Annotated in this window: 19 protein-coding genes and 1 tRNA gene; 12 read left to right on the top strand and 8 right to left on the bottom strand. The window is 67.2% G+C overall.

Annotation, left to right across the window (positions count from 1 at the left end):
• Positions 1 to 58: 58 nt before the first annotated feature.
• Positions 59 to 1,162: a DUF2336 domain-containing protein gene (locus O5K39_RS15985; RefSeq protein ID WP_271144592.1), complete on the bottom strand. Its 1,104-nt coding sequence runs from the start codon at positions 1,160 to 1,162 to the stop codon at positions 59 to 61.
• A gap of 163 nt (positions 1,163 to 1,325) precedes the next feature.
• On the opposite strand from O5K39_RS15985, the gene O5K39_RS15980 reads away from it, so the two are divergent.
• The 4 genes from O5K39_RS15980 (at position 1,326) to O5K39_RS15965 (ending at position 7,361) form a co-directional block, all read left to right on the top strand.
• Positions 1,326 to 2,090 carry a class II aldolase/adducin family protein gene (locus O5K39_RS15980; protein ID WP_271144591.1) on the top strand — a complete coding sequence of 255 codons (765 nt, stop codon included), beginning with the start codon at positions 1,326 to 1,328 and terminating at the stop codon, positions 2,088 to 2,090.
• Positions 2,087 to 2,869, top strand: a complete 783-nt coding sequence (locus O5K39_RS15975; RefSeq protein ID WP_271144590.1) for a hypothetical protein — start codon at positions 2,087 to 2,089, stop codon at positions 2,867 to 2,869. The genes O5K39_RS15980 and O5K39_RS15975 overlap by 4 nt, the downstream gene beginning before the upstream one ends.
• 119 nt (positions 2,870 to 2,988) lie before the next feature.
• Entirely contained in the window at positions 2,989 to 4,140 is a 1,152-nt protein-coding gene (locus O5K39_RS15970; protein WP_271144589.1) for an efflux RND transporter periplasmic adaptor subunit, read from the top strand.
• Positions 4,140 to 7,361 carry an efflux RND transporter permease subunit gene (locus O5K39_RS15965; RefSeq protein WP_271147178.1) on the top strand — a complete coding sequence of 1,074 codons (3,222 nt, stop codon included), beginning with the start codon at positions 4,140 to 4,142 and terminating at the stop codon, positions 7,359 to 7,361. Before O5K39_RS15970 ends, O5K39_RS15965 begins: the two co-directional genes overlap by 1 nt.
• Before the next feature lie 116 nt (positions 7,362 to 7,477).
• Here O5K39_RS15965 and O5K39_RS15960 read toward each other — a convergent pair whose 3' ends face one another.
• Positions 7,478 to 7,969, bottom strand: a complete 492-nt coding sequence (locus O5K39_RS15960) for a cytochrome c family protein (protein WP_348637113.1) — start codon at positions 7,967 to 7,969, stop codon at positions 7,478 to 7,480.
• 146 nt (positions 7,970 to 8,115) lie between these two features.
• Here O5K39_RS15960 and O5K39_RS15955 point away from each other — a divergent pair, with 146 nt between their 5' ends.
• The 3 genes from O5K39_RS15955 to O5K39_RS15945 are packed head-to-tail and all read left to right on the top strand — an operon-like array spanning position 8,116 to position 11,075.
• On the top strand, positions 8,116 to 8,403 hold the full coding sequence (locus tag O5K39_RS15955) for a FeoA family protein (protein ID WP_271144588.1): 288 nt from the start codon (positions 8,116 to 8,118) through the stop codon (positions 8,401 to 8,403).
• Positions 8,403 to 10,310, top strand: coding sequence for a ferrous iron transporter B (locus tag O5K39_RS15950; protein ID WP_271144587.1), 1,908 nt, complete (start codon positions 8,403 to 8,405; stop codon positions 10,308 to 10,310). Before O5K39_RS15955 ends, O5K39_RS15950 begins: the two co-directional genes overlap by 1 nt.
• A gap of 9 nt (positions 10,311 to 10,319) precedes the next feature.
• On the top strand, positions 10,320 to 11,075 hold the full coding sequence (locus tag O5K39_RS15945; protein WP_271144586.1) for an A24 family peptidase: 756 nt from the start codon (positions 10,320 to 10,322) through the stop codon (positions 11,073 to 11,075).
• Here the strand turns inward: O5K39_RS15945 and O5K39_RS15940 are convergent.
• Together O5K39_RS15940 and O5K39_RS15935 are read right to left on the bottom strand one after the other, a co-directional pair.
• Complete coding sequence (locus tag O5K39_RS15940; protein ID WP_271144585.1) at positions 11,072 to 11,476, bottom strand: RusA family crossover junction endodeoxyribonuclease; 405 nt, start codon at positions 11,474 to 11,476, stop codon at positions 11,072 to 11,074. The two genes, O5K39_RS15945 and O5K39_RS15940, sit on opposite strands and share 4 nt — an antisense overlap.
• Entirely contained in the window at positions 11,473 to 12,117 is a 645-nt protein-coding gene (locus tag O5K39_RS15935) for a peptidylprolyl isomerase (RefSeq protein WP_271144584.1), read from the bottom strand. Before O5K39_RS15935 ends, O5K39_RS15940 begins: the two co-directional genes overlap by 4 nt.
• Positions 12,118 to 12,193: 76 nt before the next feature.
• On the opposite strand from O5K39_RS15935, the gene fumC reads away from it, so the two are divergent.
• Together fumC and O5K39_RS15925 are read left to right on the top strand one after the other, a co-directional pair.
• Entirely contained in the window at positions 12,194 to 13,585 is a 1,392-nt protein-coding gene (gene fumC / locus O5K39_RS15930) for a class II fumarate hydratase (protein ID WP_271144583.1), read from the top strand.
• 38 nt (positions 13,586 to 13,623) lie between these two features.
• The gene (locus O5K39_RS15925) at positions 13,624 to 13,866 is read left to right on the top strand and encodes a type II toxin-antitoxin system CcdA family antitoxin (RefSeq protein WP_271144582.1); all 243 of its coding nucleotides are present in this window, start codon (positions 13,624 to 13,626) and stop codon (positions 13,864 to 13,866) included.
• 307 nt (positions 13,867 to 14,173) lie between these two features.
• Here O5K39_RS15925 and O5K39_RS15920 read toward each other — a convergent pair whose 3' ends face one another.
• The 3 genes from O5K39_RS15920 to O5K39_RS15910 all read right to left on the bottom strand — a co-directional run bounded on the left by O5K39_RS15920 (position 14,174) and on the right by O5K39_RS15910 (position 15,485).
• Positions 14,174 to 14,566 carry a YccF domain-containing protein gene (locus tag O5K39_RS15920; RefSeq protein WP_271144581.1) on the bottom strand — a complete coding sequence of 131 codons (393 nt, stop codon included), beginning with the start codon at positions 14,564 to 14,566 and terminating at the stop codon, positions 14,174 to 14,176.
• A 105-nt stretch (positions 14,567 to 14,671) separates the two neighbouring features.
• On the bottom strand, positions 14,672 to 15,304 hold the full coding sequence (locus O5K39_RS15915) for a TetR family transcriptional regulator (protein WP_271144580.1): 633 nt from the start codon (positions 15,302 to 15,304) through the stop codon (positions 14,672 to 14,674).
• 105 nt (positions 15,305 to 15,409) lie between these two features.
• Positions 15,410 to 15,485 (bottom strand) — tRNA-Thr (locus O5K39_RS15910).
• A 76-nt stretch (positions 15,486 to 15,561) separates the two neighbouring features.
• Here O5K39_RS15910 and O5K39_RS15905 point away from each other — a divergent pair.
• The gene (locus O5K39_RS15905) at positions 15,562 to 15,915 is read left to right on the top strand and encodes a DMT family protein (RefSeq protein WP_271144579.1); all 354 of its coding nucleotides are present in this window, start codon (positions 15,562 to 15,564) and stop codon (positions 15,913 to 15,915) included.
• On the opposite strand, the gene O5K39_RS15900 is transcribed toward O5K39_RS15905, so the two are convergent.
• Positions 15,912 to 16,349, bottom strand: a complete 438-nt coding sequence (locus tag O5K39_RS15900) for an HIT family protein (protein ID WP_271144578.1) — start codon at positions 16,347 to 16,349, stop codon at positions 15,912 to 15,914. The genes O5K39_RS15905 and O5K39_RS15900 overlap by 4 nt on opposite strands.
• 79 nt (positions 16,350 to 16,428) lie before the next feature.
• On the opposite strand from O5K39_RS15900, the gene O5K39_RS15895 reads away from it, so the two are divergent.
• Together O5K39_RS15895 and O5K39_RS15890 are read left to right on the top strand one after the other, a co-directional pair.
• Positions 16,429 to 17,331 (top strand): enoyl-CoA hydratase-related protein, encoded by a 903-nt coding sequence (locus O5K39_RS15895; RefSeq protein WP_271144577.1) that lies wholly within the window; start codon positions 16,429 to 16,431, stop codon positions 17,329 to 17,331.
• A gap of 62 nt (positions 17,332 to 17,393) precedes the next feature.
• Positions 17,394 to 19,223, top strand: coding sequence for an aminopeptidase P family protein (locus O5K39_RS15890; RefSeq protein ID WP_271144576.1), 1,830 nt, complete (start codon positions 17,394 to 17,396; stop codon positions 19,221 to 19,223).
• Positions 19,224 to 19,242 lie beyond the last annotated feature (19 nt).

The raw sequence follows: 19,242 nt of genomic DNA, 5'->3' as shown, positions 1-19,242 counted from the left end.
CACGGCGTTAGGCAAAGCCGAGGCCGGGGCCGGTGTCAAACCGTATCCGCCGGCCGTATCAGCCGGTCATGTCCCGGAAGGCCTTGGCGGCGGCAGACGGAGACAGGGTCACGGCAGTCCAGGACGCGCCCTGCGCCTCGCCCGGCGAACCTCGCGTCAGCTTGCGGATGTCTTCCAGGATGGCGGAGAATACCGCCCGGTCGATGCCTACGGCGGTGCAGGCCAGGAACAGGGCCTCGGGCGTCGGGCGCATGACGGCGGCGCGCACCTGGGTGATCGTGAAACCGCCCAGCGCCGCCAGACCGTGCTCAAACAGGGTGAGGCGCTTTTCGCGAACTGCGCGGATCAGGAAGCCGGCGCGGAGTTGCCCGGCGGACTGAAGCTTGTCGATCAGACGCCGCTCCATCTCCTCGCGTTCGGACAGTGTCGTGACCGGGACGGGGTCGCGCAGGTTCGATACCGCGCCGTCGATGGCGTGGGACAGGGCGGTGTCATCGACGCGGAACCGTTCGCCGATGGCTTGGCGCAGGGCGACGCCGACCAGGCTGTAGAGCTCGCGAGCCAGGGTCTCGTTAAGGCGCGGGTGGCGGGTCAGCGGCGCGCGCAGGGCGGCGATGCGCCGCGACTGCTCGATCAGGCGATGCAGGCCCGTTTCGCTGATCTCGGCCGTCCGGTTGGAGGCGAGCGCGGTCATGGTGGACGGTTCGGCCGCGTCGATGATGGCATCGGCGACGCGGCCGCTGAGGGCGGGGCGGCGGGCGACCTCGATCTGGTGCTCGATGGTGGCCTCGACCAGGATGCGCAGCAGATCCTGATCACGAAGCAGGGGGCTGGAGGCGATGATCGGGCGTGCGATCTCGATCTCGTCGAGCGCCAGCATATTGACGAGGGCCAGCGGTGCCCAGTCGGCGCCGGCCAGGCTTTCGGCCAGTGATTTGCGGATGTCATGCTCGGCCTGACGGGCCAGGGTCATGAAGATCTCGGTCAAGACCGGCGAGGCTTCGGCACCGGTCGGCGTGGCGTCGCAAAGGGCGGCGATCCCGAGTAGCAGGCGCTGACGGTCGTCGGTGGTGCGGCTTTTCGCCAGGGCCAGAAGTTCGGACGGAGGAACGCTGACCTGGGGAGCCGGGCGGAAGGATTGCAGGGCGGCGACGGCTGTCACGGGCGGGCTCCGGTCGAACTCGTGCGAGTCGTGCGTTCACTGTGCGGTTCCGGACATGAAAACTCGGTTAACAAAGCCTCAACCATGCCGCGTCGCTTGACGAGGGGAGCGTGCGAGGCAACGGTGAGCGACGCCCGTCAGAGGCGACCGAGGAGGTTTGAACATGGCCGATGGAGCCGCCCACACGCTGAAGTCCCGGGTTTCCGCTGAGGAATGGCAGGCCCGTGTCGAGCTGGCTGCCCTCTACCGGCTGGTCGCCCTGCATGGTTGGGACGACATGATCTTCACCCACGTCTCGGCGCGCGTTCCGGGGCCCGAACACCATTTCCTGATCAACCCCTACGGCTGGTATTTCGAGGAGATGACGGCGTCCTGCCTGGTCAAGGTCGATCTGGACGGCAACATCGTTCAGGAAACCCAGAGCTTCATCAATCCGGCCGGATTTACGATCCATTCAGCCATACACGGCGCGCGCGACGACGCGCATTTCGTGATCCACCTGCACACGGTGGCCGGGGTCGGGGTGGCGGCGCAGCAGGACGGCCTGCTGCCGATCGGCCAGAATGCCTGCCTCTTGCAGCATCAGGTCGCCTATCACGGCTATGAGGGGCTGGCGTTGAACCACGACGAGCGCGAGCGGCTGGTCGCGGACCTGGGCGACAAGCCGCTGATGCTGCTGCGCAACCACGGGACGCTGGCGGTCGGACAGACGGCGGCGGCGGCGTGGATCGGGATGTTCTTCCTGGAGCGTGCCTGCGCCCAGCAGGTGGCGGCGCTGTCAGGGGGGCGCGAGCATGTGCTGATCGCGCCGGACGCGGCCCAGGCGGAGACGAAGGAGCAGGGCAGGGGGATCGGCTTCATCTCCTCTCTCGCATGGCCCGGCGCGTTGCGGATGCTGGATCGGAAATCCCCGGGCTACGACGCTTGAAGTATCGCGCCGCGCTCCTGATCGGTGCGGCGCTGTCGATTCCCCCGACTGCGACCCTGGCCGGGGCGTGGACTCAGCCGAAGGGCAAGGCCCAGGTCATCGTCAAGGCAGAACGGATGGTCGCCGATGAGGCTTTCGATCCTGACGGCGAGCGGGCTCCCCTGACGGTCGAACGCCGTGACCGGTCCCTGGGTGTCTTCGCCGAATACGGACTGACCGATCGGCTGACGGTCCAGATCAAGGGCGACTGGCAGGACGGCGAGGACCAGTTCGTCGACTATCAGGGACGAGGGCCGCTGGAGGTCGCGCTGATCTGGCAGGCGTGGCGCGACGACCGGACGGCGGTCAGCGTGCAGGCGGGCTATTCCTCGGCGGGTGACGGCCGCAACGCGGGCTATGCCGCGCCGGGTGTCGGCGAGGACGACTGGGAGGTCCGGACCTCCGTCGGGCGATCCTTCGGCGGGGCGAAGAACGGCCCCTTTCGCTTCGACCGCAGTTTCGTGGAAGTCCAGGCCGCGCGACGATTCCGGGACGGCCTGCCCAACGAGATCCGCGCCGACGCCACGATCGGTGCCCATATCGGCGAGCGGTGGCTGATCCTGGGGCAGGCCTATGCGGGTGCCGTGGACCACGATGGCGCGCGCTGGCTTTCGCTGGAAGCCTCGGTGGTTCGTCATGTCGGTCCCTGGAGCCTGCAGGCCGGATGGCGGGAAACCGCAGCGGGGCGTGAGACGCCCCTGGGCCGGGGCCTGGTCGTGGCGGTGTGGCGACGCTTCTGATCTGAACTTGCGACGTTTTGGCTCGACGGAATACGCAACCCTCGCCGTTACACAGACTTGAGTTGCCACGACCGCGACAGGCGCTATGCCGACGCCCAGTTGTTCGGAGAGTCTACCGCGTGATCAAACGCCACTTTTTCCTCGTCGCCGCCGCGTGCCTGATCGGGCTGATGGTTCTTGCCGTGATCCTGCGCGTCGCCTTTGCCGCCGATGAGGGCGAGAAGAAGGGCGGTCCGGGAGGAGGTGGCGGCGGCGCGCGCGGTCAACAAGTTTCAGAAGCGACTGTGGCGGCACGGTCGTTCAGCGATACGATCCGGGTGCTGGGTGCCGCGCGGGGCAAGAAGTCGGTCAACATCACCTCGTCCACCACCGAACTGATCACCGCCGTCCTGTTTACCGACGGCCAGCGGGTGGGGGCGGGGGCACCTCTGGTCCAGCTTCAGGCGCGGGAAGAAGACGCCGGCATCATCGAGGCTCGTGCCCAGGTGACCCAGGCCGAGCGGGAGTACGAACGCTATCGCGTCCTTGCCGAGCGGGGCGTTGCGCCTCGGGTCACGGCGGAACAGGCACAGACGGCGCTGGAGACGGCGCGGGCCTCGCTGAATGCCGCCGAGGCGCGGCGCGGCGACCGGGTGATCCGTGCGCCGTTCGCCGGTGTGCTGGGCCTGTCGACGGTGACCGCTGGTACGCTGATCAACCCCGGCGCGGTGATCACGACGTTGGACGACACCTCGACCATCCGCGTCGATTTCCCCGTGCCGGAGCGGTATCTGGGCGTTCTGCGGGCCGGCCTGCCGCTGACGGCGACGGCGGACGCCTATGGCGGCGAAAGTTTCTCAGGCCGGATCGCCCTGGTCGATAGCCGGATCAACGAGACGACGCGGGCGGTGACGGCGCGGGCCGAGTTCCCCAATCCGGGCGGCCGAATTCGTCCCGGAATGCTGATGCGCGTCGCCGTGGCACAGGGTCAGCGCGAGAGCGCGGCGGTGCCCGAGTCCGCCATCCAGTACGAAGGTGAGGGTGCCTTCGTCTATCGCATCACGCCCGGCGAGCGCGGCTCCACGGCCCAGCGGGTCGAGGTCGAAACCGGAGCTGTCGAGGGAGGCTTCGTCGAAATCGTCTCCGGCCTGGCGGTCGGCGACAAGGTGGTGGGCTCGGGCCTGAACCGTATCCAGCCCAATGCGCCGGTCCAGGTGGCGGGTGCGGGCGGTGCGCGAGGCGGGCAACGTCCGGCCGGTGGTGCTGTGGCTGCCGGGGGCGCGCGCCCATGATGCTGTCAGATGTCGCGGTCCGGCGGCCGGTCTTCGCCGCCGTCGCCGCCATCGTGCTGTGCGTGATCGGGGCGGCCGCCTTCTTCTTCCTGCCGGTGCGCGAACTGCCCGACGTCGATCCGCCCGTGGTGTCGGTCTCGACCAGCTATGCCGGGGCCTCGGCCGAGGTGATCGAGAACCGGATTACCGAGCCGGTGGAACAGCAGATCGCCGGCATCCAGGGTGTGGACCGGATCACCTCATCCAGCCGAGACGGCCGGTCGAACGTGACCATCGAGTTCTCGCTGGATCGCAATATCGACGACGCCGCCAACGACGTGCGCGACCGGGTCGCCCGCGTGGTCGGCCGCCTTCCCGAACAGGCCAATCCGCCCGAGGTGTCGAAGGCGGACAGCGACGCCTCACCGATCATGATTCTGTTCCTGCGCTCGCCGACGATGAGCCGGTTGGAGCTGACGGATTACGCCGACCGATATCTGCTCGACCGCCTGGCGACCGTGCCCGGCGTGGCCCAGGCCCAGATTTTCGGCGAGCAGCGCTATGCGATGCGTATCTGGCTGAACGCCGGGGCCATGGCGGCGCGGGGGATCACGGTGACCCAGGTCGAAAACGCCCTGAACGCCCAGAACGTCGAACTGCCCGCAGGGGCGCTGGAATCGACGGACAAGGACTATACCGTCCGGGTGGCGCGGACATACGCCCGGGCCGAAGACTTCGCCCAACTGCCGATCGGCACGGCCGGATCGGGCCCGGCTGTCTCGGCAGCCAGCGCGACGACCCAGCCCTCGGCCTCGGGCGCGACCACGGCCTTGCAGGCGCAGGGACGCTATGTAACCCGTCTGGGCGACATCGCCCGGGTCGAGGAGGCGGCTGCGGAACCGCGTCGTCTGTTCCGCGGCAATGGCTTGGATCAGGTCGGGCTGGGTATCACGCGTCAGGCCCAGTCCAACGACCTGGCCATTTCCGAGGGCGTGACCAAGCTGCTGGACGAAATCCGGCCGACACTGCCGCCGGGAACCCAACTGGTGGTCGGCGTGGACAACTCGGTCTTCACGTCCCACGCCATCGACGAGGTCTGGATCACGATCGGTATCTCGATGGTGCTGGTGGCCCTCGTGAACTTCATCTTCCTGGGCAGTTTCCGCGCGGCGCTGATTCCGTCGATCGTGGCACCGATCTGCCTGCTGGCGACCTTTATCGTCCTGGCACCGCTGGGGTTCTCGCTGAACCTTCTGACCCTGCTGGCTCTGGTGCTGGCGATCGGGCTCGTGGTCGATGACGCCATCGTGGTGACCGAGAATATCCAGCGGCGGCTGGATCTGGGCGAGCCACCGCTGGTCGCGGCCGAGAGGGGTGCCCGCCAGGTGTTCTTCGCGGTCGTGGCGACGACGGTGGTGCTTCTGGCGGTGTTTGCGCCGCTGCTGTTCCTGCCTGGCTATGTCGGTCGGCTGTTCGTCGAGCTGGCGGCTGCGATCGCGGCGGCCGTGGCCTTCTCGGCCTTCCTGGCGCTGAGCCTCTCGCCCATGCTGGCGTCCAAGATCCTCAAGCCTGCGGCCAACAACGGCTGGCTGGCCCATCGGGTCGATCGGGCGATGGACGGATTGAAGAACTCCTATGCCAACTCGCTTGGCATGATGGTCGGCAGTCGGCTCGCCGTAATCGGGGTCGGTGTGATGATCCTGCTGGTCGCCGGGGGCGCGACCGCCATGTTCCTGACTCTGCCCAGCGAGTTGGTGCCGGGCGAGGATCGTGGTCGAGTCCAGATCCGCGTCGCCGGCCCGGAAGGCGCAGGCTATGACTACACCAGGAAGATCATGTTGGGGATCGAGCCGATCCTGGCTGAATACAAGGCTAACGGCGAGGTCGAGGCCTATCAGATCGGTGCGCCCGGTTTCGGTGGCGGCAGCTTTAACTCAGGCAACGGCACCCTCGTGCTCAAGGACTGGTCCGAACGCACCCGCTCGGCCGACGAGATCGCCCAGGAGCTGAACGGCAAGCTGCGGGGCCAGACGGGTGCCCAGGTCAACGCCTCTGTTCCCGGTGCCTTCCAGCGGGGTGGTGGCGGTGGCGGCGGCAACAGCGTCGAGATGATCGTCACCGGGGCCGAGTACGAGGACGTCTATCGCTGGCTCCAGCCCGTGCTGGCCGCGTCACTGGAGAACCCCGGATTCTCACGACCCCGCCTGAACTATGAACCCAATGCGCCGCGGCTGCTGGTCGATGTCGATCCGGAGAAGGCGGCAGGGCTGGGCGTGTCTTCGCAGGAGATCGGGCGGACGCTCGAGACCATGTTCGGGTCGCGCCGGGCCACCACCTATATCAAGGGCGGTCAGGAATACGACGTCATCCTCCAGACCGAGCGGGCCAACCGTGCCGGTGTCGGTGATCTGGAGACCCTCTATGTCTCGACGGGCGGCGGGGTGCTGGTGCCTCTGTCGTCCGTGGTCACAACCGCCACCTCGGGCGATACGCCGGATCGGCGCCGGCTGGATCGTCAGCGCGCCATCACGCTGTCGGCAGACCTGACCCCCGGCACGACCATCGCGGACGCCGTCGCCTTCCTTAATGCCGAGGTGGCGAAACAGCCGCGGGGGCTGGTCAACATCCAGTGGGGTGGGGCGGCGCGGGATCAGGCGGAGGCCGGCGGGGCAGTGGGCTTTGCGTTTGCCCTTGCGCTGCTGCTGGTCTTCCTGGTGCTGGCGGCCCAGTTCGAGAGCTGGATCACACCGGCGGTCATCATGCTGACCGTGCCTCTGGCGGCGGCGGGCGGGCTGTTCGGCCTGTTCATGGCCGGGTCGAGCCTGAACATCTATTCGCAGATCGGGTTGATCATCCTGATCGGGGTGGCGGCCAAGAACGGCATCCTGATCGTGGAATTCGCCAACCAGCTTCGTGATCAGGGCCGGTCGATCCGCGAGGCGATTATCGAGAGTTCGTCGCTGCGCCTGCGGCCGATCATCATGACCTCGATCGCGACGGCCTTCGGTGCCCTGCCGCTGGTGCTGTGGCAGGGGGCGGGGGCGGGCAGCCGCCAGACCATCGGGGTAGTCATCTTCGCCGGTGCCCTGTTTGCGACCCTGCTGACGCTGTTCGTCGTGCCGGTGATCTACGGCGCTCTGGCCCGGTTCACCAAATCGCCGGAATGGACGGCCCGGAAGATCGAGGAATGGGAAGCCGAGGAAACCACGGCTCACGACGCCCTGCCGGCCCCGGCGGAGTAGCGTTTGGGTGGTTAGTGGCGAGTGGTTAGTGGCTGTTGATCAGCCGGGGGCGGCGAGGTCTGGCAAACACGTCGACATCAGACTCCCAATCACCAGCCACCAGCCACTTACCGCCCTCAGCGCGGCGCTCCCTCGACGCTGATGTACGCCACGACATCGCGGCGATCGGTGGCATCCGGCAAGCCGGGGAAGCTCATCTTGTTACCGGCCAGGAAGGTGCGCGGGTTCTCGAGCCAGTGCTCGATCTTGTCACCGTCCCAGGTGAAGCCTGCCGACTTCAGGGCCGGCGAATAGTTGAAGCCGGCGTGGGTTCCGGCCACGCGACCGATGACCCCGTTCAGATTGGGTCCGGTCATGTTTGATCCGCCCGGAACGAGGGTGTGGCAGGAGCGGCAGCGAGCAAATACGGCCCGGCCGTTGTCCAGATCGGCCTGGGCATAGGGAGCAGGCAGGGCGGCGAGCAGGGTCGCCTTCTCGGCGTCGGTCAGGGCCGGGACCGTGGCCACGGGCGTGTCGGCCGGTGCCGACGCAGGAGCAGAAGTCTCGCCAGAGCCACAGGCTGTCAGCAAGCCGAGGGCCGCGATCGACAGGGCCAGTTTCTGCATCATCGTCTCCATACCGTTCCGGCGGTGATAGCCGAACGGCGCGCGTCCCTGCAACGCGGCGGATCGGCTCTGGACGGCAGGCTATCGCACCTGATAATCACCCGCAGGAAGGCGGCGAGGCTTCGGCGGGTCGCATACGGATCAGTTGAATGAATAACGTCATCAAGCTGAGCGAGGCCCGCGTAGGCCAGCGCGGCGTCATCACCGAAGTCGGCACACACTGTCACCATCAGGCCGAGGACGTCGAGCTGGAGCGGCGGCTGCTGGAACTCGGCTTTGTCGAGGGTGCGCAGGTCGAGCTGATCCATGAGGGCCTGTTCGGGCGCGATCCGATCGCAATCAAGGTCGATGACATGCGGGTGGCCCTCAGGCGCCGTGAGGCCGCCAGCCTGACCGTTGACTTTGGCGCAGACGCCGCCGCGGAAGCCGCCGAATAATGGATATCGCCCTTCGCGCCGCCAGAGTGGCCCTGGTCGGCAATCCGAACTCGGGCAAGACCGCCCTGTTCAACGCCCTGACCGGCGCCCACCAGAAGGTCGCCAACTACGCCGGCGTCACGGTCGAGCGGAAGGAGGGCTTCATCCGCTCGGCATCCGGGCGTTCGCTGTCGGTGCTGGACCTGCCCGGCACCTATTCCCTGCGCGCGAGGAGCCCCGATGAGGAGGTGACGCGCGATGCCGTCCTCGGTCGGCTGGCCGGGGAGCCCGCGCCCGACGTCTTGGTCTGTGTCGCCGACGCGACCAATCTGCGGCTCGTGCTGCGGCTGGCGCTGGAACTGCGTCAGGTCGGGCGGCCGATGGTGCTGGCGCTGAACATGTACGACATCGCCCAGCGGCAGGGTCTGAGGATCGACCTCGACCGGCTGAAGGCCGAGCTGGGCCTGCCGATCGTGACGACGGTGGCGACGCGTCGACGCGGGATCGACGATCTGGTCTCGCAGGTTGAAGAGTTGGCCCTGTCGTCGGCAGTGAATGCGATCGAGTGCGAGGGGTCGTGGCGCGCGCCAGACGCTTCGGAAATCCGGTCCGCCCACCGCGAGGCCGAGCGGATCATGAAGGCCTGCGTCCGGCCACCCGAGCGGCCCGACACCCTGACCGGCAAGATCGACGGCGTGCTGCTGCATCCCGTCGGCGGGTTGGTGATCCTGGCGGCCCTGCTGTTCGTGATGTTCCAGGCGGTATTCGCGTGGGCCACCCCGGCCATGGACGCGATCGAGGCGGGCTTTGGCCTGTTAGGCGCGGGCGTGTCGGCGGTGGTGCCCGACACCGGCGCGGTCTGGCCGCTGGTCCAGAGCCTGATCGTCGACGGCCTGATCGCGGGCGTGGGCGGCGTGCTGGTCTTCCTGCCGCAGATCATCATCCTGTTCGCCTTCATCATCCTGCTCGAAGACTTCGGCTACATGGCCCGTGCGGCCTTTCTGATGGACCGCATCATGGGCGGGGCGGGGCTGCACGGGCGGGCCTTCATCCCCCTGTTGTCCAGCTTCGCCTGCGCCATTCCGGGCGTCATGGCGGCCAGGGTGATCGACGCCAAGCGCGACCGTCTGACCACCATCATGGTGGCGCCCCTGATGACCTGTTCGGCGCGCATCCCGGTCTACACCCTGATCATCGGGGCCTTCATCCCGCAGCAGACGGTGTGGGGGTTCGTGAACCTGCAGGGCCTGGTGATGTTCGGCCTCTACGCCGCCGGCATCGTCTCGGCGCTGGCGGTCTCGTTCGTGATCCGCAAGGTGTTCTGGAGGGGGGCGGTCGAGCCCTTCATGATGGAGCTGCCGAGCTACAAGTGGCCGGACCCGAAGAATGTGCTGTTCAATCTGTGGCTCCGGGCCAGGATCTTCATGGAGCGTGCGGCGCGGATCATCCTGCCGCTGATGGTCATCGTCTGGGCCCTGGCCACCTTCCCCTATCCGCCGGAAGGCGCGACCCAGCCGGCCATCGACTATTCGTTCGCCGGGATGATCGGCCATGCCCTGGAGCCGATCTTCGCACCCATCGGCTTCAACTGGCAGATGGTCATCGCCCTGGTGCCGGGCATGGCCGCACGTGAGGTTGCGGTTGCGGCCCTAGGCACCGTCTATGCGGTCAGCGATGCGGAGGCCGCAGGCAGCCTGTTGGGGGCGACCCTGGCGGCGCAGTGGTCGCTGGCCACCGGGCTGTCCTTCCTGGCCTGGTATGTGTTCGCGCCCCAGTGCGTGGCGACGCTCGGCGTGGTCAAGCGCGAGCTGAACAGCTGGAAATGGATGTGGGTCATGGTCGTCTACATGTTCGCCCTGGCCTATCTGGCGTCGCTGGTGACCTATCGCGTCGCGGTCGCCCTTGGCGGAGGCGTGGTCGGCGGCTAAGGCCGGTCCATGCCGCAACCGGTCGTCATCGCCATCCTGATGGGCCTGCTGGGTGCCGTCGTCGGCAGTTTCCTGGCGGCCGTCAGCGTGCGTTTGCCGCGCGAGGAAGGCGTCGTTTTCGGCCGGTCACGCTGCATGAGCTGTGAGCGAACCCTGGCCCCGGCGCATCTGGTTCCGGTGTTGAGCTGGATTTGGCTCAAGGGAAAATGCGGCTGGTGCAGGGCGGCGATCTCGCCGCGTTATATCCTGATCGAGCTGGCGGCCTCAGCGATCGGTGTCTGGGCTGCGCTCGCCGGGGGCGACTGGGTCTTCGTCGCGGCGACGGCCCTGCTGGGCTGGCAGTTGCTGTTGATCGCGATCATCGACGCCGAGAATTTCTGGCTTCCGGACATCCTGACCTGGCCGTTGGCGGTCACGGGCCTGATCGCGGCTGCGGCACTGGGGCAAGCTATTCCCTGGGCACAGATCATAGGGGCGGTCGGCGGCTTTGGGTCGCTGTGGCTGCTGGCCTGGGCCTACAAGCGAATGCGCGGCCGCGACGGGCTGGGCGGCGGTGATCCCTTTCTGTTCGGCGCGGCCGGGGCCTGGGTCGGATGGATGGGATTGCCCAGCGTCCTGCTGTGGGCCTGCGCGGCCGGCTTTGCGATCGTCGTCGCGAGGCTGATCGTCCGGCGGGCCGTCAGCGGGAGCGACCGGCTGCCGTTCGGGACCCTGCTGGCGGTCGGGATATGGCTGACCTGGCTCTACGGCCCGATCGGCGTCTAGATGTCGGTCGCGGTCCAGCCCTGGGTCGGAGAACCTTTGCGCGGATAGCTACGGATCGTGATCCGCTCGCGTTCACCCTCGCGCCGTTCGACCACCAGCCGCGCGACCTGGGCATCGTCATGGAACAGATAGCCCTTGATGGCGTCCAGCAAGGCCTTGGCGAGGTTGTCGAGGTCCAGCACGGGCGGATCGCCGACATGCTCCATCGTGATCTCGACCACATAGTCGCCCCAGGACGGTCGCGACGACCATTCCTTCCTCATGAACTCATAGACCAGCGGCTTGTAGTATTTGGCCTGGGTGGTCAGGCCATCGATGGTGATCTCCACCGCCTCGCCGACCTCGCGCGCCCTGACCTTGCCGGTTCCGATCCAGGCGGCCTCCGCGCCTTGCGACTTCATCGTTGAGCCGGGGGGCGAGGTCCGACGATGAAGCCGTCGCTGCCCATCTCGCACCACTCCGAATAGCCGCCCGTGGCATAGACCTGACGAAACGCGACGGGATCGTCCAGCTTCTCGGCCGTCGCGGGGTCGGAGTGAATGCCCTGTACGGTCTCCATCCCGGCCACGACCTGCCCGAAGGCCGCGAAGCCCTGGCCGTCCGGATTGCGGGCACCGCCGAAATCTAGCGACGGCGAATCCTTGACCACGATGAAGAAGCTGGAGGTCGCCGTGTCCGGCCCGTCCCGCGCCATCGAGATCGTTCCGGCGGTATGCGACAGGCCGGTATCGCGCGTCCGCTCCAGCGGAATGCCGCCGAAGCCCGGATCGTCAGGTCCGTGGGAGGAGGCGGCCTGGATCACGTCGATCGGGTTCGGATTGGTGTCGGTCTCGCTGACCACGGTGCGAAAGAAGCCGCCGCGCGGGTAATGGCCGCGCTGGACGTAGCGCAGGAAGTTGCAGGTCGTGACGGGGGCGTTGATCGCGTCCAGCGAGACGGTGATGCTGCCGTACTCGGTCCTGAGGGTCACGCGCGGCTGATAGAAGACGGGGAAGCTCTGAACCGCCACGGCCCCAGCCAACATCAGACCTGTGATCGACATCGCCTCGCCTTGCTCCCTGCCGCTCAGGTGCTACACCGCCGCGCATCCCTCCGCCACGCCTTCAGGCCATCGATTCATGACGACGCACCGCACAGAAACCGACACCTTCGGCCCGATCGAGGTCGCTGCCGACCGATACTGGGGTGCCCAGGCGCAGCGGTCGCTGGGCAATTTCAAGATCGGCTGGGAAAAGCAGCCCCTGCCGATCGTGCGGGCGCTGGGCATCGTCAAGCGCGCCGCCGCCGAGACCAACATGGCGCTGGGTCGGTTGGACCCCACCATCGGCAACGCCATCGTGCGCGCCGCCGACGAGGTGATCGAGGGCAAGCTGGACGACCACTTCCCTCTGGTCGTCTGGCAGACCGGCTCGGGCACCCAGTCCAACATGAACGCCAACGAGGTCATCAGTAACCGCGCCATCGAGATGCTGGGCGGGGAGATGGGCTCCAAGAAGCCGGTCCACCCCAACGACCACGTCAACATGAGCCAGTCGTCCAACGACACCTATCCCACGGCGATGCACGTCGCCTGCGCCGAGGAGGTGACGCACCGTCTGCTGCCCGCCCTGCAACAGCTCCGCAACGCCCTGAACGACAAGGCCGAGGCCTGGAAATCGATCATCAAGATCGGCCGGACGCATACGCAGGACGCCACGCCCCTGACGCTCGGTCAGGAATTTTCGGGCTACGTTCAGCAGGTGACCAAGGGCATCGAGCGGATCGAGGCGACCCTGCCTGACCTGATGCAGCTGGCCCAGGGCGGCACGGCCGTCGGCACCGGCCTGAACGCGCCGATCGGGTTCGCGGAAGGCGTGTCGGACCGCATCGCCGCCATCACCGGCCTGAAGTTCACGACGGCTCCGAACAAGTTCGAGGCGCTGGCCGCCCACGATGCCATGGTGTTCAGCCACGGGGCCATCAACACGGTCGCCGCGTCCCTGTTCAAAATCGCCAACGACATCCGCTTCCTGGGCTCCGGTCCCCGTTCGGGCCTGGGCGAACTGGCCCTGCCGGAGAACGAGCCGGGTTCATCGATCATGCCGGGCAAGGTCAATCCGACCCAGTGCGAAGCCCTGACCCAGGTCTGCGTCCAGGTGTTCGGTAACAACGCCGCACTGACGTTCGCGGGCTCGCAGGGGCATTTCGAGCTGAACGTCTTCAACCCGGTGATGGCCTATAATTTCCTGCAGTCGGTGCGGCTGGTGGCCGATGCGGCGGTCAGCTTCACCGAGAACTGCGTCGTCGGCATCGAGCCCCGCATCGACAATATCGAGCGCGGCCTGAACAACTCCCTGATGCTGGTCACGGCCCTGAACGGCAAGCTGGGCTACGACGCCTGCGCCAAGATCGCCAAGACCGCGCACAAGAACGGCACCACCCTGCGCCAGGAAGCCGTCGGCGGTGGCTACCTGACGGACGCGGAGTTCGACGAAGCCGTGCGACCGGAGAAGATGATCTCGCCGGGGTGAGTTTGGCAGTGCGGGCGTTTGCGGTTAGCCTCGTTGCCATGGGCAAGGTCGAACTGAACATCGGGATCGATCCGGAGCTGGTCGAGCAGGCCAAGCGCCTTGGAATTTCGATTGCCGGGATGGACGAGCGTGCGCTGAGACTTCACCTGCAGAAGGTCGATCCCGCAGGGGCCGAGGGAAGGGCGAAGCGCTGGGCCGAGGAAAATGCAGAGGCGATCAAGGATCACAACCGCCGCATCGCCGAGCGTGGCGTGCTGTCCGACTATCTCCGGACGTGGTGAGTGCGGCAGTTCGACGTCTATGAGAATCCGTCAGCGGAGGCGCGCCGGTTCGCACCCTACGTCATTGTCGTGTCGTCCCACTTGATCGTCGGTTTCGATGACGCGGTCGTGGCTCCACTGGTCAATGACAGCGCCGTGGTCGTTCCAGGGCTTGAACTTCCTGTCACGTTTGACGACCAACGGCTCGTCGTCGTTCTCACCGAACTGGCCGGCATTCAGGGGCGCTCCTTGAAGAGACGTGTCGGCTCTCCTCGCTCACGAGGACGACATCCGTCGGGCCCTCGACCGGCTTTTCACAGGCTTCTGATCAAGGCTTGTCCCGGATCGTCGCGCCGACGGGGGCCAGCGCCAGCTTGGCCAGTTCCAGGTCCTTCAGCGCGAAGGGGATGCCGATGACGGTGATGGCCTCGGCGAACGCGATGATCAGGTGCGACAGGGCGATGTACCAGCCGGCGAAGATGAACCAGATGACGTTCAGGCCGACGCCGAAGCAACCGATGTCCTTGCCCGCCGGCTCACCAGCCCAGACGACTTCGCGACCGAACGGCCAGAAGGAATAGCTGGCGATCCGCCATGCGGCGAAGCTCCACGGCAGGCCGACGACGGTCAGGGCCAGGATTGCGCCGCCCAGCAGCCACAGCAGGCCGCTGATCCAGCCTCCGAAAAAGAGCCACAACAGGTTGAGGATCAGGCGGATCAAGGCGGTCGTCTCCACGGCGCCGATGCGGCGTCGGCATCAAGATAGGGGCGGTGTGGCTTCGGTGACAGCGGTTCTGCGTGAATTCGCCGTAAGCCCTGTGGCGGATCAGCGTCCGGTGACCAGCTTGACGACGATATGGGCCGTCGTGTCGAGGATGGTCTCGGCGGGCGTATCGCCCCGTCGTAGCAGGTCGAAACCCGCCGCCATCGACTCGACCAGGTTGGCGACCTCGTAGGAGGTCAGGCGCGGGTCCAGCCCCTTGTCGTGATAACCGGTGGCATGAGCCTGGGCGATGCGGCGCTCGAAGGCGAGGTGGGAGCGACGCAGGCGTTTCACGCGGGTCTCGACGAAGCCCGGCTCACCCTTGTCGGCCAGCATGTGCTCGATGCGCAGGACGGGACCGTGTTCGCGCCAGAACATAAGCACATCGACCACATAGGCGCGGGCGGCGGTGAAGGCCCGATCGCCCGACCAGTCACTGTCGAGGTAACGCGCCAGGGGCTGGAACTCGGCCCCCGCGATCTCGCACAGGGCCAGAACCGGCTCCTCCACCGTCTTGAAATAGGTGTAGAAGTTGGATGGAGAAACACCGGCGGCGGCGGCGACGTCGGCGACCCGGATCTCTCCCAGATGACGGCCGTCCAGCAATGAACGGGTGGCGTCGAGGATCGCCTGGCGCGTCCGGCCGCCCCGCGCGCCGATGCGGTGGCCCAGTTTGTTGGTCGTGCTGGCGGGCATGGGGGAGCTTTGCCGGAGACGTCAGAATGGTTTCGCCACACCCGGACCAAGCCGTCAACGACAGACGCCCGCTGGATTGACGCATTTCTTTGGGGAAACAAGAAATGGTGCCGGCTGCAGGAATCGAACCCGCGACATCCAGTTTACAAAACTGGCGCTCTACCAACTGAGCTAAGCCGGCCCACGGTCGCCCTTTTGGGCGTCGGATCGCGGCCTTATGCTGGCACAATCGGTCGCGGGCAAGCACATTGCCGCGCATGAAGCTGTCCTTCCCCTATCTCGCGCCGATCCTGATGCTGGTCGCCTCCAACGTCTTCATGACGGCGGCCTGGTACGGCCATCTGAAGTTTGGGTCCAGGCCGCTGTGGATCGTGGTGATCGTCAGCTGGGGCATCGCTCTGTTCGAGTACTGCCTGGCGGTGCCGGCCAACCGGATCGGCCATCAGGTCTATTCGACGGCTGAGCTGAAGACGATGCAGGAGGTGATCACCCTGATCGTGTTCGCGGTCTTCTCCGTGACCTTCCTGGGCGAGAAGCTCACGCTGAACCACGCCGTGGGGTTCGCCCTGATCATCGGCGGGGCCTGGTTCATCTTCCGGGGCCCGCTCTAGTCGAGAGCGGCAGCGATCCGTTCCGCCAGCGATCTCAACACGTCGGCGTCGGCCATGGGAGCGTGGCCGTGGCCCTTGAGCGGGCGATCGGCCCAGCGCGGGATGATGTGGAAATGCAGGTGGAACACGGTCTGGCCGCCGGCCTCGCCGTTGAACTGCATGATGCTGAAGCCCTCGGGCGACAGGGCCTTCGCCACGGCGCGGGCGGTGCGCTGGGTTGCGGCGGCCAACGTCGCCAGCACCTCGGGCTCGACCTCCAGCAGGTTTCGGGCCCGCGAGGTCTTGGAGATCACCAGAACATGACCCTCGGATTGCGGAAAGACATCCATGAAGGCGAGGACGTCGTCGTCCTCCCAGACCTTCACGGCGGGAATCTCGCCCTTGAGGATGCGGGCGAAGATGTTTGCGGGGTCGTAGGCGCCGGTCAGGCTCATCGCGCGTTCTCCTGTATGAGCCGTCTCTAGCAACGGCGCGGCGCGGGGACTATCCGTGTCGCGAACCAGGAGTTCCACCATGACCGATACCCCGTCCGAAGCCGATCTGAATGCGCTGGACATCACCGACGCCGAGGCCGCCGTGGTCAACAGCATCGCCCAGCCCCTGGTGCCCGGTGCCGCGCCGGACGCCAACGACGACCTGGTCCAGATCGAATCGACGAGCGACGGCGTCGTCTTCGTCACCATCAACCGGCCGCAGAAGAAGAATGCCTTCGACGCCGCCACCATCGCGGCCCTGCATGAGGCGTTCGAGACGCTGCATGGGGCGGACCATGTACGGGTCGTCTTCCTGCGCGGGGCGGGGGGGACCTTCAGCGCCGGGGCCGACCTGTCCTGGATGCGCGCCGCCGCCGACTGGTCCGAGAGCGACAACCGCGACGACGCCATGGGTCTGGCCCGGATGCTTAAAAGCCTTCACGACGTCCCGGCCCTGACGGTCGCCATCGTCGAGGGTGCGGCCATGGGGGGCGGAGCCGGGATGGTCTGCGCCTGCGACATGGCGGTGGCCGTCGAGGGGGCCCGGTTCGCCTTCTCCGAGGTCAAGCTGGGTCTGATCCCCGCGACCATCGCCCCCTATGTGGTCGAGGCAGTGGGGGCGCGGCGGGCGCGGGCGCTGTTCCTTACGGGAAACACCTTTGATGCCGGCTATGCCGCCCATCTGGGGCTGATCGACATGGTCCTGCCCGACGAGGCGGCGATCGACAGCTTCGTGACCATGCTGACCGACAGTCTGGGCGGCAGCGCGCCGGGAGCCATGGGCGACGCCAAGCGGCTGGTGCATCATGTGGCGGGGCATCGGCTGGATACCGGCCTGATGGAAGACACCGCCAGGCGGATCGCCCGTGCCCGTGTGTCCGCCGAGGGCCAGGAAGGCGTCCGCGCCTTCCTCGACAAGCGCAAGCCCGTCTGGGCGACCTGATCCGACGCGGCCAAGCGCACGGGCGGCTTGAGACGTTCGGCGGAGGGGATTAGGTCTGCGCCATGCGCCAGACCTTCGACGAAACCACCGATCCGTCCTTTGGGGCGAAACACCTCCCGCTCGTGCGCGCGCGATTGCTGGAGCAGGGGCTGGACGGCCTGCTGGTCCCGCATGAGGACGAGCATCAGAACGAATATCTGCCCGAGGCCAACGACCGTCTGGCTTGGCTGACGGGGTTCACCGGCTCGGCGGGGGCCGCCGTGGTGATGACGGATCGGGCGGCGGTGTTCGCGGACGGTCGCTATACCGTTCAGGTGCGTGCGCAGGTCGATGCGGATCAGTTCGAGATCCTCGACCTCGTCGAGGGCGGGGTGCCGGCCTATCTGGAGCGGGCGCCCAAGGGGGCGGTGATCGGTTATGACGCCCGGCTGCATAGCCCGGATGCGCTGGAGACCCTGGAGCGCGCGGTCGCGAAGGCCGGCGCGGCGCTGAGGCCGGTCGATGTCAATCCCCTGGACGCCGCCTGGGCCGAGGCCCGTCCGGCCCAGCCGCAGGCCCCGATCGTGCCGCACGAGGACCGATACTCAGGCGAAAGCCATTCCTCCAAGCGCGAACGGATCGGCCGCGCCGTGGCCGAGGTCGGAGCGGACGCGGCGGTCCTGACCGCAGCGCCGTCGATTGCCTGGCTGTTCAACGTCAGGGGCGGGGACGTGATCCGTTCGCCCCTGCCCATGGGTCAGGCCATCCTAAACGCCGATGGAACCGCGGACCTGTTCGTCGATCCCGCCAAGGTGACCAATGAGTTGCCCGGCTGGCTGGGGGACGCCGTCACCCTGAAGCCGAGCGAGGCTCTGGAAGCGGCGCTGGACGCGCTGGCGGGCAAGACGGTGCTGATCGATCCGGTCCAATCCTCTGCCTGGTATTTCGACCGGCTGGAAAGGGCGGGGGCCAGGATCGTGCGCGCCATGGACCCGTGCGCCGTGCCGCGCGCGGCCAAGAACCCCGTCGAGATCGAGGGGACGCGTCGGGCCCACATCCGTGACGGTGCCGCCCTGACCCGGTTCCTGCACTGGGTCGATACGGTGGCGCAGGACACCCTGCCCAGCGAGCGCGAGATCGTCGGCGTGCTGGAGGGTTTCCGCGAGGCCACGGGGGCTCTGAAGGACCTGTCTTTCGACACCATCGCCGGGGCCGGGCCCAACGGCGCCCTGCCGCACTACAAGCCCGTGGGCGACAAAATCCGGCGGATCGAGAAGGGGTCGCTCCTGCTGGTCGACGGCGGCGGTCAGTATCTGGACGGCACCACCGACGTGACCCGGACCGTGGCGATCGGCGAGCCGACCGCCGACCAGCGGCGGATGTTCACCCTGGTCCTCAAGGGCCATATCGCCATGGCGACGATCCGCTTCCCGGCGGGGACGACGGGGCATCAGCTGGACGCCATCGCGCGCCAGCCGATGTGGATGGCCGGGCTCGATTACGACCATGGCACGGGCCACGGCGTCGGGTCCTACCTCGGCGTCCACGAAGGGCCGCAGCGGATCGCCAAGGCGGTCAACACCCAGCCGCTGCTGACCGGGATGATCCTGTCCAACGAGCCGGGCTACTATCGCGAAGGGCACTGGGGCATCCGGATCGAGACGCTGCAGGTCGTCACGGCGCCCGAGCCCATACCGAGCGGCGAGCGGCCGATGCATGGGTTCGAGCAACTGACGTTCGCGCCGCTGGACCGCAAACTGATCGACGTCGAGATGCTGACGACGGCCGAGCGGGCCTATGTCGACGCCTACCATGCCGAAGCCCTGGCCAAGGTCGGGCCGCTGCTGGCAGAGGGGATGCAGGCGGATGCGGCGGCATTGGCGTGGCTGAAAGCGGCCTGCGCGCCGCTTTGAGGGAGTTGGGCCATGTGGT

This window comes from Brevundimonas sp. NIBR10 (assembly GCF_027912515.1).
GTDB lineage: Bacteria > Pseudomonadota > Alphaproteobacteria > Caulobacterales > Caulobacteraceae > Brevundimonas.
This window is presented reverse-complemented; position numbering and strand designations above follow the sequence as displayed.

What these genes read in the sequence shown, in the direction of transcription:
- O5K39_RS15980 (WP_271144591.1), top strand. Translation starts at nt 1,326, where the DNA reads ATGGCCGATGGAGCCGCCCACACGCTGAAGTCCCGGGTTTCCGCTGAG.
- O5K39_RS15965 (WP_271147178.1), top strand. Translation starts at nt 4,140, where the DNA reads ATGCTGTCAGATGTCGCGGTCCGGCGGCCGGTCTTCGCCGCCGTCGCC.
- O5K39_RS15960 (WP_348637113.1), bottom strand. Translation starts at nt 7,969, where the DNA reads ATGATGCAGAAACTGGCCCTGTCGATCGCGGCCCTCGGCTTGCTGACA.
- O5K39_RS15955 (WP_271144588.1), top strand. Translation starts at nt 8,116, where the DNA reads ATGAATAACGTCATCAAGCTGAGCGAGGCCCGCGTAGGCCAGCGCGGC.
- O5K39_RS15950 (WP_271144587.1), top strand. Translation starts at nt 8,403, where the DNA reads ATGGATATCGCCCTTCGCGCCGCCAGAGTGGCCCTGGTCGGCAATCCG.
- O5K39_RS15945 (WP_271144586.1), top strand. Translation starts at nt 10,320, where the DNA reads ATGCCGCAACCGGTCGTCATCGCCATCCTGATGGGCCTGCTGGGTGCC.
- O5K39_RS15940 (WP_271144585.1), bottom strand. Translation starts at nt 11,476, where the DNA reads ATGAAGTCGCAAGGCGCGGAGGCCGCCTGGATCGGAACCGGCAAGGTC.
- O5K39_RS15935 (WP_271144584.1), bottom strand. Translation starts at nt 12,117, where the DNA reads ATGTCGATCACAGGTCTGATGTTGGCTGGGGCCGTGGCGGTTCAGAGC.
- fumC (WP_271144583.1), top strand. Translation starts at nt 12,194, where the DNA reads ATGACGACGCACCGCACAGAAACCGACACCTTCGGCCCGATCGAGGTC.
- O5K39_RS15925 (WP_271144582.1), top strand. Translation starts at nt 13,624, where the DNA reads ATGGGCAAGGTCGAACTGAACATCGGGATCGATCCGGAGCTGGTCGAG.
- O5K39_RS15915 (WP_271144580.1), bottom strand. Translation starts at nt 15,304, where the DNA reads ATGCCCGCCAGCACGACCAACAAACTGGGCCACCGCATCGGCGCGCGG.
- O5K39_RS15905 (WP_271144579.1), top strand. Translation starts at nt 15,562, where the DNA reads ATGAAGCTGTCCTTCCCCTATCTCGCGCCGATCCTGATGCTGGTCGCC.
- O5K39_RS15900 (WP_271144578.1), bottom strand. Translation starts at nt 16,349, where the DNA reads ATGAGCCTGACCGGCGCCTACGACCCCGCAAACATCTTCGCCCGCATC.
- O5K39_RS15895 (WP_271144577.1), top strand. Translation starts at nt 16,429, where the DNA reads ATGACCGATACCCCGTCCGAAGCCGATCTGAATGCGCTGGACATCACC.
- O5K39_RS15890 (WP_271144576.1), top strand. Translation starts at nt 17,394, where the DNA reads ATGCGCCAGACCTTCGACGAAACCACCGATCCGTCCTTTGGGGCGAAA.